At 66.3% G+C, this 17,667-nt stretch carries 16 protein-coding genes, 1 tRNA gene and 1 other annotated feature; of the genes, 10 read left to right on the top strand and 7 right to left on the bottom strand.

Annotated features, from left to right (window positions below; translation table 11 throughout):
- Positions 1-256 precede the first annotated feature (256 nt).
- Complete coding sequence (gene aroB, locus ACE3TH_RS11845; RefSeq protein ID WP_374599899.1) at positions 257-1,375, bottom strand: 3-dehydroquinate synthase; 1,119 nt, start codon at positions 1,373-1,375, stop codon at positions 257-259.
- Positions 1,372-1,980 carry a shikimate kinase gene (locus ACE3TH_RS11850; protein ID WP_374600070.1) on the bottom strand — a complete coding sequence of 203 codons (609 nt, stop codon included), beginning with the start codon at positions 1,978-1,980 and terminating at the stop codon, positions 1,372-1,374. The genes aroB and ACE3TH_RS11850 overlap by 4 nt, the downstream gene beginning before the upstream one ends.
- Before the next feature lie 71 nt (positions 1,981-2,051).
- On the opposite strand from ACE3TH_RS11850, the gene ACE3TH_RS11855 reads away from it, so the two are divergent.
- From ACE3TH_RS11855 to ACE3TH_RS11870, 4 genes are all read left to right on the top strand, one after another.
- A complete protein-coding gene (locus ACE3TH_RS11855) occupies positions 2,052-2,951 on the top strand; it encodes a site-specific tyrosine recombinase XerD (protein ID WP_374599900.1) in 900 nt (299 codons plus the stop codon).
- Between the two features lie 84 nt (positions 2,952-3,035).
- On the top strand, positions 3,036-3,986 hold the full coding sequence (locus ACE3TH_RS11860) for an acetyl-CoA carboxylase carboxyltransferase subunit alpha (protein WP_374599902.1): 951 nt from the start codon (positions 3,036-3,038) through the stop codon (positions 3,984-3,986).
- 65 nt (positions 3,987-4,051) lie between these two features.
- Complete coding sequence (locus ACE3TH_RS11865) at positions 4,052-4,660, top strand: response regulator (RefSeq protein ID WP_292175632.1); 609 nt, start codon at positions 4,052-4,054, stop codon at positions 4,658-4,660.
- Positions 4,657-5,130 carry a chemotaxis protein CheE gene (locus ACE3TH_RS11870; protein ID WP_374599904.1) on the top strand — a complete coding sequence of 158 codons (474 nt, stop codon included), beginning with the start codon at positions 4,657-4,659 and terminating at the stop codon, positions 5,128-5,130. The genes ACE3TH_RS11865 and ACE3TH_RS11870 overlap by 4 nt, the downstream gene beginning before the upstream one ends.
- Here the strand turns inward: ACE3TH_RS11870 and ACE3TH_RS11875 are convergent.
- On the bottom strand, positions 5,127-6,953 hold the full coding sequence (locus tag ACE3TH_RS11875) for an ABC transporter ATP-binding protein/permease (RefSeq protein ID WP_374599906.1): 1,827 nt from the start codon (positions 6,951-6,953) through the stop codon (positions 5,127-5,129). The two genes, ACE3TH_RS11870 and ACE3TH_RS11875, sit on opposite strands and share 4 nt — an antisense overlap.
- A 480-nt stretch (positions 6,954-7,433) precedes the next feature.
- Positions 7,434-7,497 (top strand) — a sequence feature (sul1 is cis-regulatory element that is thought to sense ions involved in sulfur or methionine metabolism; They are found in Alphaproteobacteria).
- 42 nt (positions 7,498-7,539) lie between these two features.
- Here ACE3TH_RS11875 and ACE3TH_RS11880 point away from each other — a divergent pair.
- Complete coding sequence (locus ACE3TH_RS11880) at positions 7,540-9,015, top strand: SulP family inorganic anion transporter (RefSeq protein WP_374600072.1); 1,476 nt, start codon at positions 7,540-7,542, stop codon at positions 9,013-9,015.
- A 156-nt stretch (positions 9,016-9,171) separates the two neighbouring features.
- Here ACE3TH_RS11880 and ACE3TH_RS11885 read toward each other — a convergent pair whose 3' ends face one another.
- The 3 genes from ACE3TH_RS11885 to ACE3TH_RS11895 all read right to left on the bottom strand — a co-directional run bounded on the left by ACE3TH_RS11885 (position 9,172) and on the right by ACE3TH_RS11895 (position 11,717).
- A complete protein-coding gene (locus ACE3TH_RS11885; protein ID WP_374599908.1) occupies positions 9,172-9,873 on the bottom strand; it encodes a hypothetical protein in 702 nt (233 codons plus the stop codon).
- Between the two features lie 251 nt (positions 9,874-10,124).
- On the bottom strand, positions 10,125-11,333 hold the full coding sequence (locus tag ACE3TH_RS11890; RefSeq protein WP_374599910.1) for an acyl-CoA dehydrogenase family protein: 1,209 nt from the start codon (positions 11,331-11,333) through the stop codon (positions 10,125-10,127).
- Between the two features lie 78 nt (positions 11,334-11,411).
- A complete protein-coding gene (locus ACE3TH_RS11895) occupies positions 11,412-11,717 on the bottom strand; it encodes an SCP2 sterol-binding domain-containing protein (protein WP_296169356.1) in 306 nt (101 codons plus the stop codon).
- Positions 11,718-11,872: 155 nt separating this feature from the next.
- On the opposite strand from ACE3TH_RS11895, the gene ACE3TH_RS11900 reads away from it, so the two are divergent.
- The 5 genes from ACE3TH_RS11900 to ACE3TH_RS11920 all read left to right on the top strand — a co-directional run bounded on the left by ACE3TH_RS11900 (position 11,873) and on the right by ACE3TH_RS11920 (position 16,966).
- Positions 11,873-11,964 (top strand) — tRNA-Ser (locus tag ACE3TH_RS11900).
- Between the two features lie 51 nt (positions 11,965-12,015).
- Positions 12,016-13,638, top strand: coding sequence for an exopolysaccharide biosynthesis polyprenyl glycosylphosphotransferase (locus tag ACE3TH_RS11905; protein ID WP_374599913.1), 1,623 nt, complete (start codon positions 12,016-12,018; stop codon positions 13,636-13,638).
- A 3-nt stretch (positions 13,639-13,641) separates the two neighbouring features.
- Positions 13,642-15,093 (top strand): lipopolysaccharide biosynthesis protein, encoded by a 1,452-nt coding sequence (locus tag ACE3TH_RS11910; RefSeq protein WP_374599915.1) that lies wholly within the window; start codon positions 13,642-13,644, stop codon positions 15,091-15,093.
- The gene (locus tag ACE3TH_RS11915) at positions 15,090-16,022 is read left to right on the top strand and encodes a glycosyltransferase family 2 protein (protein WP_374599916.1); all 933 of its coding nucleotides are present in this window, start codon (positions 15,090-15,092) and stop codon (positions 16,020-16,022) included. The genes ACE3TH_RS11910 and ACE3TH_RS11915 overlap by 4 nt, the downstream gene beginning before the upstream one ends.
- Entirely contained in the window at positions 16,022-16,966 is a 945-nt protein-coding gene (locus tag ACE3TH_RS11920) for a glycosyltransferase family 2 protein (protein ID WP_374599918.1), read from the top strand. Before ACE3TH_RS11915 ends, ACE3TH_RS11920 begins: the two co-directional genes overlap by 1 nt.
- Here the strand turns inward: ACE3TH_RS11920 and ACE3TH_RS11925 are convergent.
- Positions 16,963-17,664: a hfsB gene (locus ACE3TH_RS11925; protein WP_374599920.1), complete on the bottom strand. Its 702-nt coding sequence runs from the start codon at positions 17,662-17,664 to the stop codon at positions 16,963-16,965. The two genes, ACE3TH_RS11920 and ACE3TH_RS11925, sit on opposite strands and share 4 nt — an antisense overlap.
- Between the last annotated feature and the right edge of the window lie 3 nt (positions 17,665-17,667).

The following is a 17,667-nucleotide window of genomic DNA, read 5'->3' on the forward strand; positions in this document are numbered from 1 at the left end:
GGCGGACAGGGATCGTCCATGCTGGAACTGCTCTCCGGCCTGTCCAGATCAGATCACAATCTCGCACTGAACGACCTCGAAGCCCGCATCTTCCACAATCCCACCACCGACCCGGACCTGTGGGGGTAAGCCACAGGGCAAAGGTCAAACCACCGCCGCCGCCGGATCACTCCGGCGGCGGTTTCGTGTCAATGTTCGCACTGTTGAACCAAGACCAATAGATTGGAAACGCGACCAAGCCTCACCCTGGCCGCCGTCAACTCGCCCCTTCGGCCTTGAGGAAGGCCAGCACGGCGCTCGCATCGACCGCCCTGTCCACCAAGGTGTCGCCGATCGCGCGGGCTAGGATCAGCGTCAGTGCTCCGCCCTCGGCCTTCTTGTCTCCGGCCATGCGATCCAGCAGGGCCTGCGCATTGAACGTGCCTGCTTGAGACAAACGCGTCGGTAAGCCTACCGCGGACAGAACCGCCTGGACCCGTGCGGAATCTCCGGCGTCGCACAGTCCCTGCGTCGCCGAATAGCGGAAAGCCATGGCGCAACCGATGGAGACCGCCTCACCGTGCGTCAGCGCATGCTCGTCGAAACCCAGCTCCGCTTCTATCGCGTGACCGAAGGTGTGGCCGAGATTCAGCAAGGCGCGGCGACCTGCTTCCTTCTCATCTTCGCCGACGATGGCGCTCTTGATCTCGACCGAGCGGACGACGGCCCGGTGCAGGGCCCCGGCATCCCCCTTGGCCCCTGAGGCCCCATCCCCCGCCAGCCAGTCGAAGAAGTGAGCGTCGCAGATCAGGCCGTGCTTCAGCACCTCGGCCCAGCCCGAGCGCAGCTGCCGCTCCGGCAGGGTGGCCAGCAGGTCGATATCGGCCAGCACCAGGCGCGGCTGATGAAAGGCTCCGACCAGATTCTTGCCGCGCGGCGTATCGATCGCCGTCTTACCTCCAACCGAAGAATCGACCTGCGCCAGCAGCGTCGTCGGCACCTGGACGAAGTCGATGCCGCGCATGAACAGGGCCGCCGCCAGCCCGGCCAGATCGCCGACCACGCCACCGCCCATGGCCACGACCAGATCGCGCCGGTCCAGACCCAGCGCGATCAGTCGATCCAGCAACCGCTCCAGCTCGGCGAACGATTTGGAGCTCTCGCCCGGCGGCACCGTCAGCATCTGGGCATCAAGGCCCGCGCCTTTCAGGCTGACCAGGGTCTCTGCAGCATGGAGGGCCGCGACGGTCTCATCGCTGATGACGGCCACGCGTCCCCGGGCCATGGGCACTAGTCTGGAGCCGAGCTCAGCCAGCACGCCCCGGCCGACCACGACGTCATAGGGCCGAAACCCGGCCCCCGTCACAGTCAGGGTGGTCGTCTCTGGCGTCGTCATGCCGATGTCCTTGCCCAGTAGGCTTCCAGTGCCGTCATGATGGCCTCGACCGCCTGGGTGTGGGCCCCGTCGCTGACGTCCACCGTCAGATCCGCTGTGGCATAGACCGGGTAACGGACGTCAGCCAGCCCCTTCAGCGCCTCCAGCGGATCTCGCCCGCGAAGCAGGGGCCGGGTGTCGCGGCGCTGAACCCTCTGGGCAATGGTGTGCAGGTCGGCCCGCATCCAGACGGTAACCGCCCGCGCTTTCAGTGCCGCCTGAGTATCCGCATTCAATATGGCCCCGCCGCCGGTGGCCAGAACCATACGCGGGCCGTCCAGCAGTCGCTTCATCACCCGCGCTTCACCCGCGCGAAACTCCCCCTCCCCCAACTGGCTGAAGATGTCGGACACGGTCATGCCGGCGGCGGTTTCGATTTCGGCATCGCCGTCCGCAAACGGCAGGCCAAGCCGGCGCGCCAAACGACGGCCCACCGTCGATTTTCCAACGCCCATCAAACCGACCAGGGCTATGCTGCGGTGATGTGTCGGAATCGGTTCGGATCTTACTGCAGGCTCGCTCACCCGCGGTTCCTTGGGAACGGCGGGACGGTTGACGACGGGCATTGCGAATTCAGGCACGGCATGACCCCACCATCCTCTACACCAAGCGCGGCCTTGCGAAAGCGGCTTGCGCCATGAGCGATGCCCAGATCGAGGCCTTTCTGGAGATGATGGCGGTCGAGCGCGACGCCTCGCCCCACACCCTGTCAGCCTATGGGCGCGATCTGGCGGATGCCGACGCCGGCACGGCGTCGGGCCTGATGCAGGCGAGCGAGGCCGAAATCGAGGCCTGGTATGCCTCCTTGGCTGCCCGGGGCCTGTCGTCGGCGACCCAGGCCCGGCGGCGCTCGGCGGTGCGGCAATTCTACCGCTTCGCGCTGGGCGAGGGATGGCGCGCCGATGATCCGTCGCGCCGTCTCGATGCGCCGAAACAGAGGCGGTCGCTGCCCAAGGTGCTGTCGCGCGAGGAGATCGAGCGGTTACTGGGCGTCGTGGCGGCACGGGACGGTCATGCCGGGCTTCGGCTGATCGCCCTGCTGGAACTGGCCTATGCGTCAGGTCTGCGCGTATCGGAACTGCTGGCGCTGCGGGTTGAGGCCGTGCGACGCGATCCAGCCTGGCTGATCGTTCGCGGCAAGGGCGGCAGGGAGAGGCTGGCCCCGCTCAACGGCTCGGCGCGCGAGGCGGTGAAGGCCTGGCTGGTCGCGCGTGACGCCGCTCGCCCGCCCGAGGCACCCAACAGTGCCTGGCTGTTCCCGTCGTCGTCGGCCAAGGGGCACCTCACGCCCCGCCGCTTCGCCCAGTTGCTCGATCAGGCGGCGATCGAGGCCAACATCGACCCGGCCCGTGTCAGTCCTCACGTTCTGCGGCACGCCTTCGCCACCCACCTGCTGGAGGGTGGGGCCGATCTGCGCGTCGTCCAGACCCTGCTGGGCCATGCAGACATCGGCACGACGCAGATCTACACCCACGTGGCCACGGATCGGCTGACGCAGGTGGTGACACAGCATCATCCCCTGGCGCGGGACGACTGAACCGTCTCTTGCCCCGCAGCGTTCACCTCACTAGTTTCCGCCACCCTCTCTGACGCGCCCAGCGCGCCTTTACCGGACGCCTTCATGGCCACGCACTATCTTGAGTTCGAAAAGCCCATCGCCGATCTGGAGGACAAGATCGAGGAGCTGTCTCTGCTCGCCTCGACCTCCGGCTCGTTCGAGACCGAGATTGAGGGCTTGCGCAAGAAGGCCGAGCAGCTGCGCAAGAAGACCTATGCCGGTCTGGACCCCTGGATGAAGACCCAGGTCGCGCGCCACCCCCAGCGTCCGCACCTGACAGACTATATCGACGGCCTGTTCACCGACTTCGAGGAATTGAAGGGCGACCGTCAGTTCGGCGACGACCAGGCCATCATGGGCGGTCTGGCCCGCTTTCGCGGCGCGCCGGTCGTGGTCATGGGCCACGAAAAGGGCAACGACACCCAGTCGCGGCTGACCCACAACTTCGGCATGGCGCGGCCCGAGGGCTATCGCAAGGCTGTGCGCCTGATGGATCTGGCCGAGCAATATGGCTTGCCGGTCCTGACCTTCGTCGATACCGCCGGGGCCTATCCGGGTCTCGGGGCCGAGGAACGCGGTCAGGCCGAAGCCATCGCCCGCTCGACCGAGCGCTGCCTGACCCTGGGCGTACCGTCCATCGCTACCATCACGGGCGAAGGCGGATCGGGCGGAGCCATCGCCATCGCCGCTGCGGGGCGGGTGCTGATGCTGGAGCACTCCATCTATTCGGTCATCTCACCCGAGGGGGCCGCCGGCATCCTGTGGCGCGACGGGGCCCGGGCCAAGGACGCGGCCATGGCGATGAAGATCACGGCTTCAGACCTCTTGGAACTTAAAATCATCGATCGCATCATCGAGGAACCGGCGGGCGGGGCCCATGCCGATGCGGACGGCACGATCGCCGCCGTCGGCGAAGTTCTGGCCGAGGAGTTGGGCGCCTTGTCGACGCTGACCGCAGACCAGATCCGCAAGGCGCGCGCGGATCGCTACTACGCCATCGGCCGCCTGGGCTGAGCCGACGCCCAAACTCTGAGGCCGGCGTTAACCGTCCCGCTACCTGAGCGTGGCAGCTTGGCGGCATGGTTCCTGCCTCCCCTGCCAAAACCTCGCGCCCGTCAGGCGGTGTCGGCGAATCTCTGCGCGAAAGCTCGGTCATCAACCTGACGGGTGCGGTGACGATGGTCGTGGACGATTCGCCCTTCGCGCTCGACCTGACCAGCCAGGCGCTGCTCGGGTTCGGCATCAAGACCCGCTATGCCTGCAATAGCGGGGCCGAGGCCATGGACATTCTGCGCGATCACAGCGTCGACCTGCTGATCGTCGACTGCGAAATGCCGGAGATGGACGGCTATGCCCTCGTGCGCTGGCTGAGGCGGTCGGGCCTAGACCCCAATGCCTTCGTGCCGGTCATCATGACGGCTGCCCACGTCCGCCGCTCCAAGGTCAAGGAAGCCCGCGATTGCGGGGCCAGCTTCGTGATCACCAAGCCCTTCAGCGCGTCGACCCTGCTGGAGCGGCTGGTCTGGGTCGCGCGCGATGCCCGACCCTTCCTCGAAGTCGGAGACTATTTCGGACCTGATCGTCGCTTTCGGCAAGGCGATCCACCGGGTGAAGAGCGCCGCGCGAGCATGATCCGCAAGGCCCAGTTCGATGCCGAACAACGCGCAGCCTCGGGAGGCGCAAGATGACGGTCATTACCCACGCCCGCCGCAAGTCCAACCTGTCCCAGATGATCGACAAGCCCGGCGGGGTCAGCATCGGCGTAGCTTTAACGCAGGCGCGCGCCAACATCGAGGCCAAGCGAGCTGAAGCCGCAGGCGTCGTCGATGCCCAGATTGCAGCGCTGGAATCGATCACGGCTCCCGACAGCCCGATGGAACTGGCGAGGCGGCTGGAGGAGGTCTACCACGCCGCCAATGCCGTCATCGACGCGGCCAGTCCATTCGAGCTGGACGATTTATGCAAGGCGGCCGCGGGGCTATGCGACGTCATCGACGCGGCCCAGCCGGGGCAGCCGTTCGACTGGCGTATCGTGACCGTCCATGCCCGGTCCCTACGCCTCCTCCAGACTCTGCCCGTTGAAGAGGTCGAGGCGCGCAATCAGGTGCTGGAAAGCCTGCGCCAGATCTTGCTGCGCAAGGTCGCGCCCAAGGCCTAGTCCACGACCTGGCCCGTCCGCGCGCCACGCGTCTGCTTGCGCCAGAGGGCGGCGTATTCGCCACCTTGGCGGGCGACCAGTTCGTGGTGCGCCCCGCGCTCGATGACGCGACCGGCCTTCAGGACCAGTATCTGCTCGGCGTCGGCGATTGTGGACAGGCGGTGGGCGACGACCAGGGTGGTGCGGCCGCTGCGAGCCTTGCGCAGGGTTTTCTGGATTGCGGCTTCGGTACGGCTGTCCAGGGCGCTGGTCGCCTCGTCCAGGATCAGGATACAGGGATCGGCCAGCAGGGCGCGGGCGATGCCGACGCGCTGACGCTCGCCTCCCGACAATTTCAGACCCCGCTCGCCCACGCGAGTGTCCATGCCCTCCGGCAGGCCGCGGATGAAGTCGTCGAGCTCGGCGGCGTCGGCAGCGGCCCAGATGGCGGCCTCGTCGGCATCGGGACGGGCAAAGCCGATGTTGGCGCGGATCGTGTCGTTGAACAGGGCCACGTCCTGGGGGACCAGGGCGACGGCCGCGCGCAGACTTTCCTGCGTCACAGCCCGCACGTCGCGTCCGTCGATCAGCACCCTGCCCTCCTGCGGGTCCAGCAGCCTCAGGGCCAGTTTCACGATGGTGGACTTGCCCGACCCCGACGGGCCGACCAGGGCGGTGGTGGTGCCCGGCGCGGCGACGAAGCTGACGTCCTCCAGCCCGTTGGCCCGGGCGTCGTGGCGAAAGCCGACGGCCTCGAAGCGCAGTTCGGAGGCGCAGCCCTCGTCCGGCTTGGCCAGGGCGATGGCGTCAGGGGCATCGGCCACCTGGGGCGTCTGGCGCGTGACCTTCAGCATCTCCTCCATATCGATGAAGGACTGGCGGATCTCGCGATAGGCGAAGCCAAGGATGTTGAGAGGGGCATAGAGGCTGATCAGGATCAGGACGGCGGCGGTGACGTCGCCTGGCCCCATCCGCCCGGCGGCGGCCTCGAACCCGGCCATGACGGCCATGACGCCCAGGCCGACGTTCATGATGACCGCCTGCATGACGTTGAGCAGGGCCAGCGAGCTGTTGGCCTTCAGCGAAGCCCGCGTGTAGTTGCCCAGCGCGGCGTCATAGGTGCGGGCGGCGCGGGCCTCAGCGCCGAACGACTTGACGGTTTCGTAGTTCAACAAGGCGTCGACAGAGACGCCTGCGGCCTCGGTGTCGGCCGCATTCATTTCGCGCCGATGCTCCAGCCGCCAGTTCGACAGGGCGAAGGTGGAAACAGCATAGACAGCTACCACGACCACGGCGACCGCGCCGAAGCGCCAGTCATAGGCTCCCGCCAAAACGCCGGCGGCCAGCACCAGCTCGACCCCGGTCGGCACAAGATTGAAGGCCAGGATGCGCAGCAGGAAATCGACCGACCGGGCACCGCGATCCATGGTCCGCGATAGCGATCCCGACCGCTTGGTCTGATGAAAATCCAGCGACAGGTTCAGGGCGTGGGCAAAGGTTTCGGTCGCTGCCGTCCGCTGGGCGGCTGAACGAACCGGGGCGAAGACCACGTCCGACGCATTGGGCGCGATGGCCGACAACAGCCGTATGATGGCCCAGCCGACGGCGAAACCGGCAAAGCCGAGGCCAATGGCGACCCCGGTCGGCTGATCCGAGGCCAGGTGGTTGACGGCCGCGCCGAGCACCAGGGGGGCCAGCACGCCCAGAGCCTTGCCCGCCAGGGTCATGGCGATGGCTCCGATCAGACGCAGCCGCAAATGGGGCGCATTGGACCGGCCGACCAGTTTGATAAGGTCGCCCAGCGCCTGCCAGGTCGGCGGGCCTTCGGTCGCGGGAGGCACCATGCCTGCCTGAGCGGCCTTGGCCAGAGAATCCGATTTCCGCCCCGACCGTTCACCGCGCATGGACGCAGATATGGACCGCGCCGGAGGTTCCGCAAAGGGGGGGCGGGCGAGTGGCATCTCGCATTATTTGGTTCGGGACCGAGGGTTCGGAGAATGCAGCGCGACATGCACGTCATCGCGCAGATTTCATGGGGCAAAGGCTGGATGGACGAAAACACAGTCCACTGAGTCCACTCAGTCCACTCAGTCCACCTGCTGCCGAAAGCGATCAGAGCGACGCCCCTGTCGGCGGTGTCGAGCGCTAGCGATGCGAAAGACCGGGACGCCCAACATAACATGCCGCACGACCGTTCGGGGCAGAGGCGGGATAGTTCTGTTTAAACAAGGCGTTGGCGGAAACCAGAAGATTTTCGCTGTTGTGCAAAGGCGCACCGCAGACTTGCTCCGGCCATCAGATGCTGGCACAGGCTGAAGCCTCACCTTGGATCCGCGGCTGCCCGTCGGCAGCGGATGGCTATCCTGACCGCCCATCCGTCAGGAAATCGGGTCGCCAGATGCGATCCATCCAGATGAAAACCACATGACCATCCTCGCTTCCGCGCGCCAGCAATGGCTCGCCAATCCCCGCCGCGATCTGCTGGCGGGCACTGTCGTGGCCCTGGCCCTGATCCCGGAGGCCATCGCCTTTTCGATCATCGCGGGGGTCGATCCGGCGGTGGGGCTATACGCCAGTTTCGTCATCGCAGTGACCATCGCCTTCGTCGGCGGTCGCCCAGCCATGATCTCGGCGGCGACCGGGGCCATGGCCTTGCTTATGGTCGGGCTCGTGCGCGATCACGGGCTGGAATACCTGTTCGCGGCCTCGCTGCTGACCGGGGTGTTCCAGATCGTCATCGGCCTGCTGAAACTCGGTCGCTACATCAGGTTCGTGTCGCGCAGCGTCATGACGGGCTTCGTCAACTCACTGGCCATACTGATCTTCCTGGCCCAGATGCCGGAGTTGATCGGTGCCAACTGGCAGACCTTTGCGCTGGTCGCGGCGGCGCTGGCCATCATCTACGGCGTGCCGCGCATCACCAAGGCCATCCCCTCGCCGCTGATCGCCATCGTGGCCCTGAGCGCCTTCGTGATCTGGAGCGGGCTCGATGTTCGCACGGTCGGCGACATGGGCCAGATGCCCTCGACCCTGCCGATGTTCCACATCCCGTCAGTGCCGCTGACGTGGGAGACGCTGATGATCATCGCGCCGGTGTCGGCGACCCTGGCCTTCGTCGGCCTGCTGGAAAGTCTGCTGACGGCCAATCTGCTGGACGACATCACCGACACGCCTTCGGACAAGGATCGCGAGACGCGGGGCCAGGGCATCGCCAACATCGCCTCGTCCCTGTTCGGCGGCATGGCGGGCTGCGCCATGATCGGCCAGTCGATCATCAATGTGACCTCGGGCGCACGCGGACGACTGTCGACCCTGTGGGCCGGGCTGTTCCTGCTGTTCCTGATCCTGGTGCTTCAGGACTGGGTCGCGCAGATCCCGATGGCGGCCTTGGTGGCCGTCATGATTATGGTCTCAGTCGGGACGTTCGACTGGGGTTCGGTGATGAAGCTGCGCTCGACCCCGATCCAGTCCTCCATCGTGATGATCGCCACCACGGCGACGGTGGTGATCACCCACGACCTGTCCAAGGGCGTGGTTCTGGGCGTGGTCCTGTCGGCCATCTTCTTCATGCGCAAGGTCGGCAAGACCGTCGTGGTCGAGGAGATCGAGACACCGGAGGAAGGTCGCCTGCGCTATCGCGTGACCGGCAATCTGTTCTTCGCCTCCGCCGATGTCTTTGCCGCTGCCTTCGAGCATCATGGCCATCCGACGCGGGTCGAGATCGACATGACGCAGGCCCATCTGTGGGACCTGACCGGCGTCGCCGCGGTGGACAAGGTCGTCTTCCGTTATCGCCGTCAGGGAGCCGAGGTCGAGGTCATCGGCATGAACGCCGCCGGCCTGACCCTGATCGACAAGGTCGGACGCCATGACAAGGCCCATCTGCCGACGGTGGCGGCGCACTAGGCAGGCGTTTCCACGTTCTCCGCCGCCGGGGACCGGCGTTCCGCTCAGAGAGCAAATGGAGAAGGAGGATCAGGGCAAGGATGGCGCGGCAAAACCTGAAATGTCAGCATTGCGGCTCACTGCAATAGTCCGCAATCGACCCAAACCGGACGTTAGCTATGGAACGGTGGACCGTGCGGTTCTTGCGAGAAACTCTAGCCGGTAGGCGATGGCTTCGATGCCTGAAAGCTCCTTGCCGACCTCGTACATCATGATCTCTACCGCCCCTTCTTGCTGAGCGAAGTCAGTATAACTTTGGATCAGTGATGGCAGGCGCTCTGGCTGGGCCAAGGCTGCAGCGACGACGCCGTAGTAGGCGCGTAGTGGGAAGTTATTGCACAGTTGGTGGGTGCGGACGTTGATCGGTGCGTTTAGCCCGACGGAACACTCATGGATGTCGGAATAGGCGTGGAGGAACCCGAAACCGTCGGCAAGAAGCATTGCCGATACATCGGACGCAATGGAGTGTGCTTCCAACTCTATTCGCTCGAAGTCGATCGTCTTCGGTCCATCCCTTGAGGCATCGAACGGGAAAAATTCTAGACCACGATAAACGGTTGTTGTGTTTCTCTGATTGGCGCTTCCCCAAACGTGACCGAGCTGATTAACGATCTCGTCGACGCGATCGTGGCGCACGCCTAAACCCACGTTAACAACGTAAGGCCCTCCCTGCTGCATCGCGAACACGGGGAGTGAGAGATAGTGAAAGCCGAAACTTGTGCGCCTGCGGAAGCCTAGGTTTGACGAATTTGGCTTGAACCCCTGATCACGCAACATCGGATCGAGCAGCGCCTTTAGTGCCTGTTCTGCTTGGTTCATCTTTGAAATCCGCCGGATCGAGAGCGCTGAACTGCCATGGCTTCGGTCCGCTTTCCACCCTTAGCGGACATTGAACACTTCCGCTTTCCGGCTTCATTCAGAGCGGGCCGTCATCCTTCTGTGCAACGGCGAGCACAGCTTGGAACTGTCAGCCGGACACTGGCGCGAGGCAGGCTGGTTTTGGCGCTTCGTGCCAGCCCCCTCCACCATGCTGCGCATGGTTCCCCTTTCCCAATGGGGAAAAATTTAGCCTAGCCCCCACGCCCCCCATGCTTGGCATACTCCAGGCGTGCGATGGTGCGGTTATGGACCTCGTCCGGCCCGTCGGCGAGGCGAAGCGTGCGGACACCGGCGTAGAGTTCGGCCAGGGGGAAGTCACCGCTGACGCCGGCGCCGCCAAAGGCCTGGATGGCGTCGTCGATGACCTGAAGCGCCATCTTCGGGGCGGCGACCTTGATCTGGGCGATCTCGGACTTGGCGTTCTTGGCCCCGGCCTGGTCGATCATCCAGGCGGCCTTGAGCACCGACAAGCGGCACATCTCGATGTTGATGCGGGCGTCGGCCACGCGCTGCTCCCAGACCGAGTGCTCGGCGATCTTCTTCTTGAAGGCCGTGCGGGTCAGCAGACGGTTGACCATCAGGTCCAGCGCGCGCTCGGCCGCCCCGATGGTGCGCATGCAGTGGTGGATGCGGCCCGGCCCGAGGCGCCCTTGCGCGATCTCGAAGCCCCTGCCCTCGCCCGCGATCAGATTGGCGGCGGGAACGCGGACGTTGTCCAGCACGACCTCCGCGTGCCCGATGGGACGTTCGTCATAGCCGAAGACGGTCAGCATCCGCTCGACCCGGAAGCCGGGGGTGTCGGTGGGGACCAGGATCTGGGACTGCTGCTGGTGGGTGGCGGCACCGGTGTCGGTCTTGCCCATCACGATGGTGATGGCGACGTTTGGATGGCCCATGTTGGTCGACCACCATTTGCGGCCGTTGATCACATAGTCGTCGCCGTCGCGCACGATGGAGGTCTGGATATTGGTCGCGTCCGACGACGCTACCTCTGGCTCCGTCATCAGGAAGGCGGAACGGATCTCGCCCGCCATCAGCGGCTTGAGCCAACGGGCCTGCTGCTCTTCGTTCCCGTACATATGGAGCACTTCCATATTGCCGGTGTCGGGGGCGTTGCAGTTGTAAACCTCGGCCGACCACAGATGACGGCCCATGATCTCGGCCAGGGGGGCGTATTCCAGATTGGTGAGGCCCGCGCCGTGTTCGCCCGGCAGGAACATGTTCCAAAGACCGGCTTCCCTGGCCTTGGCCTTCATCGCCTCCATTACTGGCGGCTGGACGGTGTGGTCGGCATGGACCTGGGCCCAGTATTCCTCGGCATGGGGCAGGACATGCTCGGCCTGGAAGCGCTCGACGCGCTCCTGCCAGTGCAGGGCCTTGTCGCTGTGACGGAAATCCATGGGTGGGTCCTCTTCGATAAACAAACGGCGCGGCACCCGAAGGCACCGCGCCGCTGAAAGACAGGGTCTAGGTCAAGCTCAGCGCTTCAGCAGCGGAGCCAGTTTCTGGGCGATCATCATGTCGCCGGCGATCTTCAGCTTGCCCTGCATGAAGGCCATCATCGGGTCCAGCTTGCCTTCGGACAGGGCCATGAAGTCGTCCCAGCCGATGGAGACGGTGGCGTCGGCGGGCTTGTCTTCGTTGGTCACGGTGTTGGGAACCGAGGCACCGTCGATGTAGATCTTGCCCGTGTCGCCCAGGTCCAGCTTCACGGTCTTGCCCAGACCGGAGTTGTCGCCCACGGCGCCGCGGATGTGTTCGGTGACTTGAGCGAGATCGGGCATGTGCGTTTCCTCTGCTGATCGGTCGCGAAGACCGGTTGAGGACATGGACCTAGACCGGGAATGCAGGCGTGCCAAGGTCACGCAGCGTCAAGTTGGCGAGATCGCTGCGGACCCCGTTGCGCAAGCCATCGCCCTCGGCTAATCACCCGCTTACCGGAGACGTGGCTGAGTGGCTTAAAGCAACGGTTTGCTAAATCGTCGTACCCTGTAAGGGGTACCCAGGGTTCGAATCCCTGCGTCTCCGCCACTCCATGAAAAATCAGCCTGTTAACGCGACAGTGAGAGCGCTTCAGGCAGGATGGGCGCTGTTCCTCTGCAGCCCTTCTGTGCCCGCTTCATGCCCGATGCCGCCCGCCTGATGCCCGATCCCGTTCGCGGGGATGCCGTCGCGGGCGAACCCGTGGCGGAGGGGGTGGTGGGCTTGCAGGCCTTGGCCAAGGGCCGCAGGAAGGCTCCCCGGGCCGATGACAGCGCTGCACGACGCGGGCCGTTTCGCCCCGAAGTCTGGCTGAATGCGCGTCAGAGGCACGCCTCGCGCCTGGCGGCCCATTATTTTCGCGCCTTCGATGTGCTGGTCGTGGTGGCGATCAGCCTGGGCTGTGCGGCGCTGAGCACGCCCGACAGCGTCTTCCAGAGCCCCTTGGCCCATGTCGCGCCCTATGTGATCGGGGCGGTGGTGGTTCTGGCGCTTATGCGCTCGCTGGGGCGGTACCGGTTTTCACGGCGGCAGTCGGCACAGTCGCATCTGACGTCGGTGGTGGCCATCGTGGGGGTCGGCGGGATCGCGGCCTCGGGAAGCCTGGCCTTCACCGGCGCGCCGCAGGGTCAGTGGATCGGGGTGCTGAGCTGGATCGCGCTGACGCTGATCGCCATGACCGGCCTGCACATGGGCTGGGGCGGGCTGGTGCGGAAATGGCGGGCGTCCGGCGCTCTGACGCCCAATATCGTGCTGGTCGGGGCAACCCGTAGGGCCGAGAGCCTGATCCGCGAGGCGCTGAAGCGACGTGATCTGAACGTACTGGGCATCTTCGACGACCGGCTAGCACGCTCGCCGACCGCGATCGAAGGCGTGCCGGTGTTGGGGACGGCGGATGATCTGCTTAGCCACAAGATGACGCCCTATGTCGACCGGATCGTGCTGGCCATCGATCCGAAGGCCGAGGCGCGGGTGCGCGAGCTGAACAACCGGCTGAGCCTGCTGCCCAATGAGGTGACCCTGCTGGTCGAGCCGACGGGGGTGGACGAGACCAACCGCGCGCTGGACCGGCTGGCGGCCGCGCCGCTCGCGGACATTCAGGGGCCGTTGGATCCCGACCGACGGGCCTTCAACAAGCGGATGCAGGACATGGTCGTGGGGCTGATCGCCCTGGCCCTGCTGGCCCCCGTCATGGCCGTGATCGCTCTGGCCATCCGGTTGGACAGCCCGGGGCCGATCTTCTTTCGGCAGCGTCGCCACGGCTTCAATCACGAGGAGATCGTGGTCTGGAAATTCCGCTCCATGCGCCAGGAAACCGCCGACGCGACCGCCAGCCGTCAGGTGACCCAGGACGACGACCGGGTGACGCGCATCGGCCGCTTCATCCGCAAGACCAGCCTGGACGAGCTGCCGCAACTGCTGAACGTGCTGACTGGCGAGATGTCGCTGGTCGGGCCCCGCCCTCACGCCATCGGCATGAAGACCGGCCATGTGGAAAGCGCGCGACTGGTCGCCGACTACGCTCATCGCCATCGCATCAAGCCGGGCATGACGGGCTGGGCCGCCGTCAACGGCTCGCGCGGGCCGCTGCACACCGCCCAGGACGTGCGCCGCCGGGTGCAGCTGGACATCGACTATGTGGAGCGCCAGTCAGTGTGGCTGGACCTGTGGATCATGGCCATCACTGTGCCCGTCCTGCTGGGCGACCGCAGCGCGGTGCGCTGAGCCATGTTCTGGCGCGGGGTCTGGGGCTATCTGCCCGCCAATATCGTGCAGGGCGTGGTCGGATTTCTGGCCATCGTCGTCTTCACGCGCCTGCTCAGCCCCGAGGACTTCGGGCGGTATGCGCTGGCGTTCTCCGTCCTGACCCTGGCCCATGTGGCGGTGTTCAGCTGGATGGAGGCGTCGATGGCCCGGTTCTGGGCCTCGTCGAAGCCGGGGACGGACCTGGTCGGCCATTTCGCCAGCCTGTACCGCGCGGCCGGGCTGCTGACACTGGCGTTCGTGCCGGTGGTGGCGCTGGTGCTGTGGCTGTGGCCGGCCGATCCGCTGCTGAAGATCGCCCTGGCAGCGGGACTGGCCGGGTGCCCGATCCGGGCCTTCAGCAAGCTGGCTCAGGAGCGGTACCGCGCGTCCGGTGAGGTGTCCAAGGCCGCGCGGCTCGACATGGCCATCGCCATCGGGGGCCTGAGCATCGGCGTCGGCTTTGCGCTGGCGGGCGCTGGCGGCGCGGCTCCCTTGCTGGGGCTGGGGCTGGCCCCGCTGATCGCCCTGCCCTTCATCCTTCCGGGCGAGTTGAAACACGGAGCCGGGGGGCAGCTGGAGCGGGCTCGGGTGCGGGAATATGCGCTGTACGGCTATCCCATCGCGGCGTCGCTGGCGCTGACGGTTGTGCTGGCCTCGACCGACCGGTTCCTGCTGGCCATCTATATGGATGAGGCGGCGGTGGGCGCCTATCACGCCAGCTATTCCATCGCGAACCGGACTCTGGACGTGATGTTCCTGTGGCTGGGCACTGCGGGTCAGCCGGCCATGGTCATGGCGCTGGAACGCGGGGGGCTGAGCCAGCTCAAGATCGCAGCACGGGAACAAGCATCGACCTTCTTCCTGATCGGCCTGCCCGCCGCAGCTGGCGTGGCGCTGGTGGCGCGGCCTCTGTCGGAGGTGCTGATCGGCGAGGAGCTGCGGGTGGCGGCGACCAGCGTGACGCCCTGGATCGCCCTGTCGGCCCTGCTGTTCGGACTGACGGCTTATTATTTCGGCCAGGCCTTCACCCTCGGGCGCAAGACCAAACGGCTGCTGGGGGCGATGGCCATTCCCGCGGTTCTGAACATCGTGCTGAACTTCATCCTGGTGCCGCGCTTTGGCCTTGTCGGGGCGGCGTGGTCGACGGCGGCCAGCTTCGCGGTCGGGCTGCTGGCAACCTGGCTGATCGGGCGCAGGGTCGTCGCCCTGCCGGTGCCGTGGGATGCCCTGGTGCGCTGCGTGATCGCGACGGGGGTGATGGCGCTGGCCGTTCTGGCGCTGCCGCCCATCGGCGGCTTTGCCGAGCTGATGATGGATGCGGCGGCCGGGGGCGTCGTCTATGCGGCGGTGGCCCTGACGCTGAATGCCTCGGGCATTCGCGACGTGGCGATGGGTCTGGCTGCACGCCTGCGGACCAAGGGCGCAACGGCATGAGCGCCACACTCACCCTGAGCCCCACTTGGCAGGCCGCAACGCCGCAACTGTCTGTCCTCACGCCCTTCCTGCGCGACGATCCGACAGCCCTGCTGGAGATGCTGGAGCGGGAGGCAACCGCACTGGCAGGGTCGGTCGAGGTCATCCTGCTGGACGACGGCACCAGCGATGCCGCTTTGACGGCGCGGCTTACACAGCAGCTGGCGAACCTGACCCTGCCCGTCTGCCTGATCACCCTGGCCGCCAACGAGGGACGCGCGATCGGGCGCAACCGGCTGGCCTCGGCAGCACGGGGGAACACGCTGCTGTTTCTGGACAGCGACATGAGGCCGGACACCGACCGCTTTCTGAGGGCCTGGGCGGACCTGATTCAGACGCGCGATCCGGCTGTGGCCTTCGGTGGGTTTTCCCTGTTGCAAGCTCCGACGGACGCGAAATTCGCCGTGCACCGGGCGCTGGCGACCGCATCTGAGTGCGTGGCCCATACCGAGCGGGCGAAACAGCCGGAGAAATACATCTACACCTCCAACCTGCTGGTCCGGCGCGATGTGTTCGAGGCCGAGGCCTTCGACCCTGGCTTCAGCGGCTGGGGCTGGGAGGATGTGGAGTGGGCCATGCGTGTCGCCCGCCGGTTCGAGGTGCTGCACATCGACAACCCAGCCACACACATGGGGCTGGATACGGTCCCGTCGCTGGCCGGCAAATATGAACAGTCGGCCCCCAACTTCGCCCGCATGGCCCAGCGCCACCCGCAGATCGTCGCGGCCTATCCCAGCCACAAGGTGGCGCGGATGCTGAAGCGCGTGCCCGGCCTGCCGCTGTGGCGGAAGATGATGCGTGGCGGGGCCGAGGCGGCCTGGCTTCCGGTCAGGGCGCGGGCCTTCTCACTGCGCCTGTACCGCGCGGCGCTGTATGCGGACGCGATCTGATGCCGGGGGACGTCGCCGTCATCATCCCGACCCTGCGACGGCCCGACGGCCTGCGCGATGCCTTGCGATCTGTCTTCGCTCAAGAGAATGTCGCCGGGCGTCTGGCCCGGATCGTGGTGGTCGACAACGACCCGACGGGTTCTGCGCGCGATCTGGTCGAGGGCCTGCAGACCGAAACGTCCTGGCATTTGACCTATGTCCATGCGCCGGTGCCGGGCGTGGCCACTGCGCGAAATGCCGGGCTGGCAGCGACCCAGGCCCTCTTGATTGCCTTTCTGGACGACGACGAGGTCGCCTCTCCCGGCTGGCTGACGGCCTTGCTGGAGGGACAGACGCAGACCGGTGCCGATGTGGTGTTCGGTCCCATCACAGGGCGCGCGCCCTCGGCGGAACCCTGGCTGCAGCCCTATCTGGAGCGGTTCTTCGGGCGTCACGGTCCGGCGCAGACGCAGCTGATCAACCAACCCTGGGGGTGCGGCAATTCGCTGATGGTGCGGGCGACCGCCCTGCCCGGGTCGGCCCCGTTCAATACCGCCTCGGATCAGGCGGGCGGCGAGGACGACGCCCTGTTCGCCGCCCTGTCGTCCCGTGGCGGTCGGTTCGGCTGGGCGGCGGACGCCTGGGTCGAAGAGTTTGCGCCGCCGCACCGGGCCACCCTGCGCTATGCCCTGGCCCGCGCCTTCGCCTATGGCCAGGGGCCCAGCCAGACGGCGGCGGCGGCTAAGGATTGGGCAGGCGTGGCGCGGTGGATGCTGATCGGGGCAGCGCAGGCTGTGGTGTGGGGCACAGGCTCTGTCGCGCTGGCCATCATCCGAAGCCCAGGCCGTGCCGAGACGTATGACCGAACCGCCCGCGGCATCGGAAAGCTGTTCTGGATGAAGGGGTTCGAGCCGCACTTTTACGGTGCACGCGAACTGGCGCGGCTGGAGAAGGCGAAGGCCTAACCCGCCAGCTTCTTCAGGAAGGTCGGAGGATCATACGTCGAGCGGTTGACGACGACGCCTGCGATACGGCCACCGGCCGCCTCGATCTCGTCACGCAGGATCAGCGGCTCGTTGGGAGCCGTGCTGCCCGCCGCCACCACGATCACGGTCGAATCGACGATGGGGGCCAGGGTGATCGACAGGTCGTTGCGGTCCGCAGCGGGAGCGTCGATCACCACCGTATCGGCATGGCGGCGCAGGGCATCCCAGTAGCGGGGATCGCCGATGGCCTCGGCCCTTTGACCGGCCCGCAAAGCCTCCGCCGCAAACTTCGTCACCCACAGCCGCCCGCCCAGGCAGGGTCGCGCCGTCAGCAGACGCGCCGGATGCACCGGTCGTCCGCCCCGATCCATGATGCGTGGGGTGACTGCATAGAAGATGGAGCCGTCCGGCGTGGCGATCGCCGCCTTGCCCAGCTTGCCGAAGCGGTCGGGCGACTGGGTCACGGCGTCCAGCTGCCCCTGCTGGGCCAGGTCGGCGTCGATCAACCAGACAGGCTTGCGGGCGCGAACCGCCGCCAACCGCGCATACTCGCGCGCCACGGTGGAGACGCCTTCGCCGGTATTGGCCGCCGCGATCTGGATCACACGTCCGCGATGGCCCGGCGCGGGTCCCAGCGCCGCCCAGAGGGCTGCCATTTCGGATGTCAGATCGACCATGCG

The sequence above is a fragment of the Brevundimonas sp. genome (genome assembly GCF_041919755.1).
In the GTDB taxonomy this organism is placed as follows: domain Bacteria; phylum Pseudomonadota; class Alphaproteobacteria; order Caulobacterales; family Caulobacteraceae; genus Brevundimonas.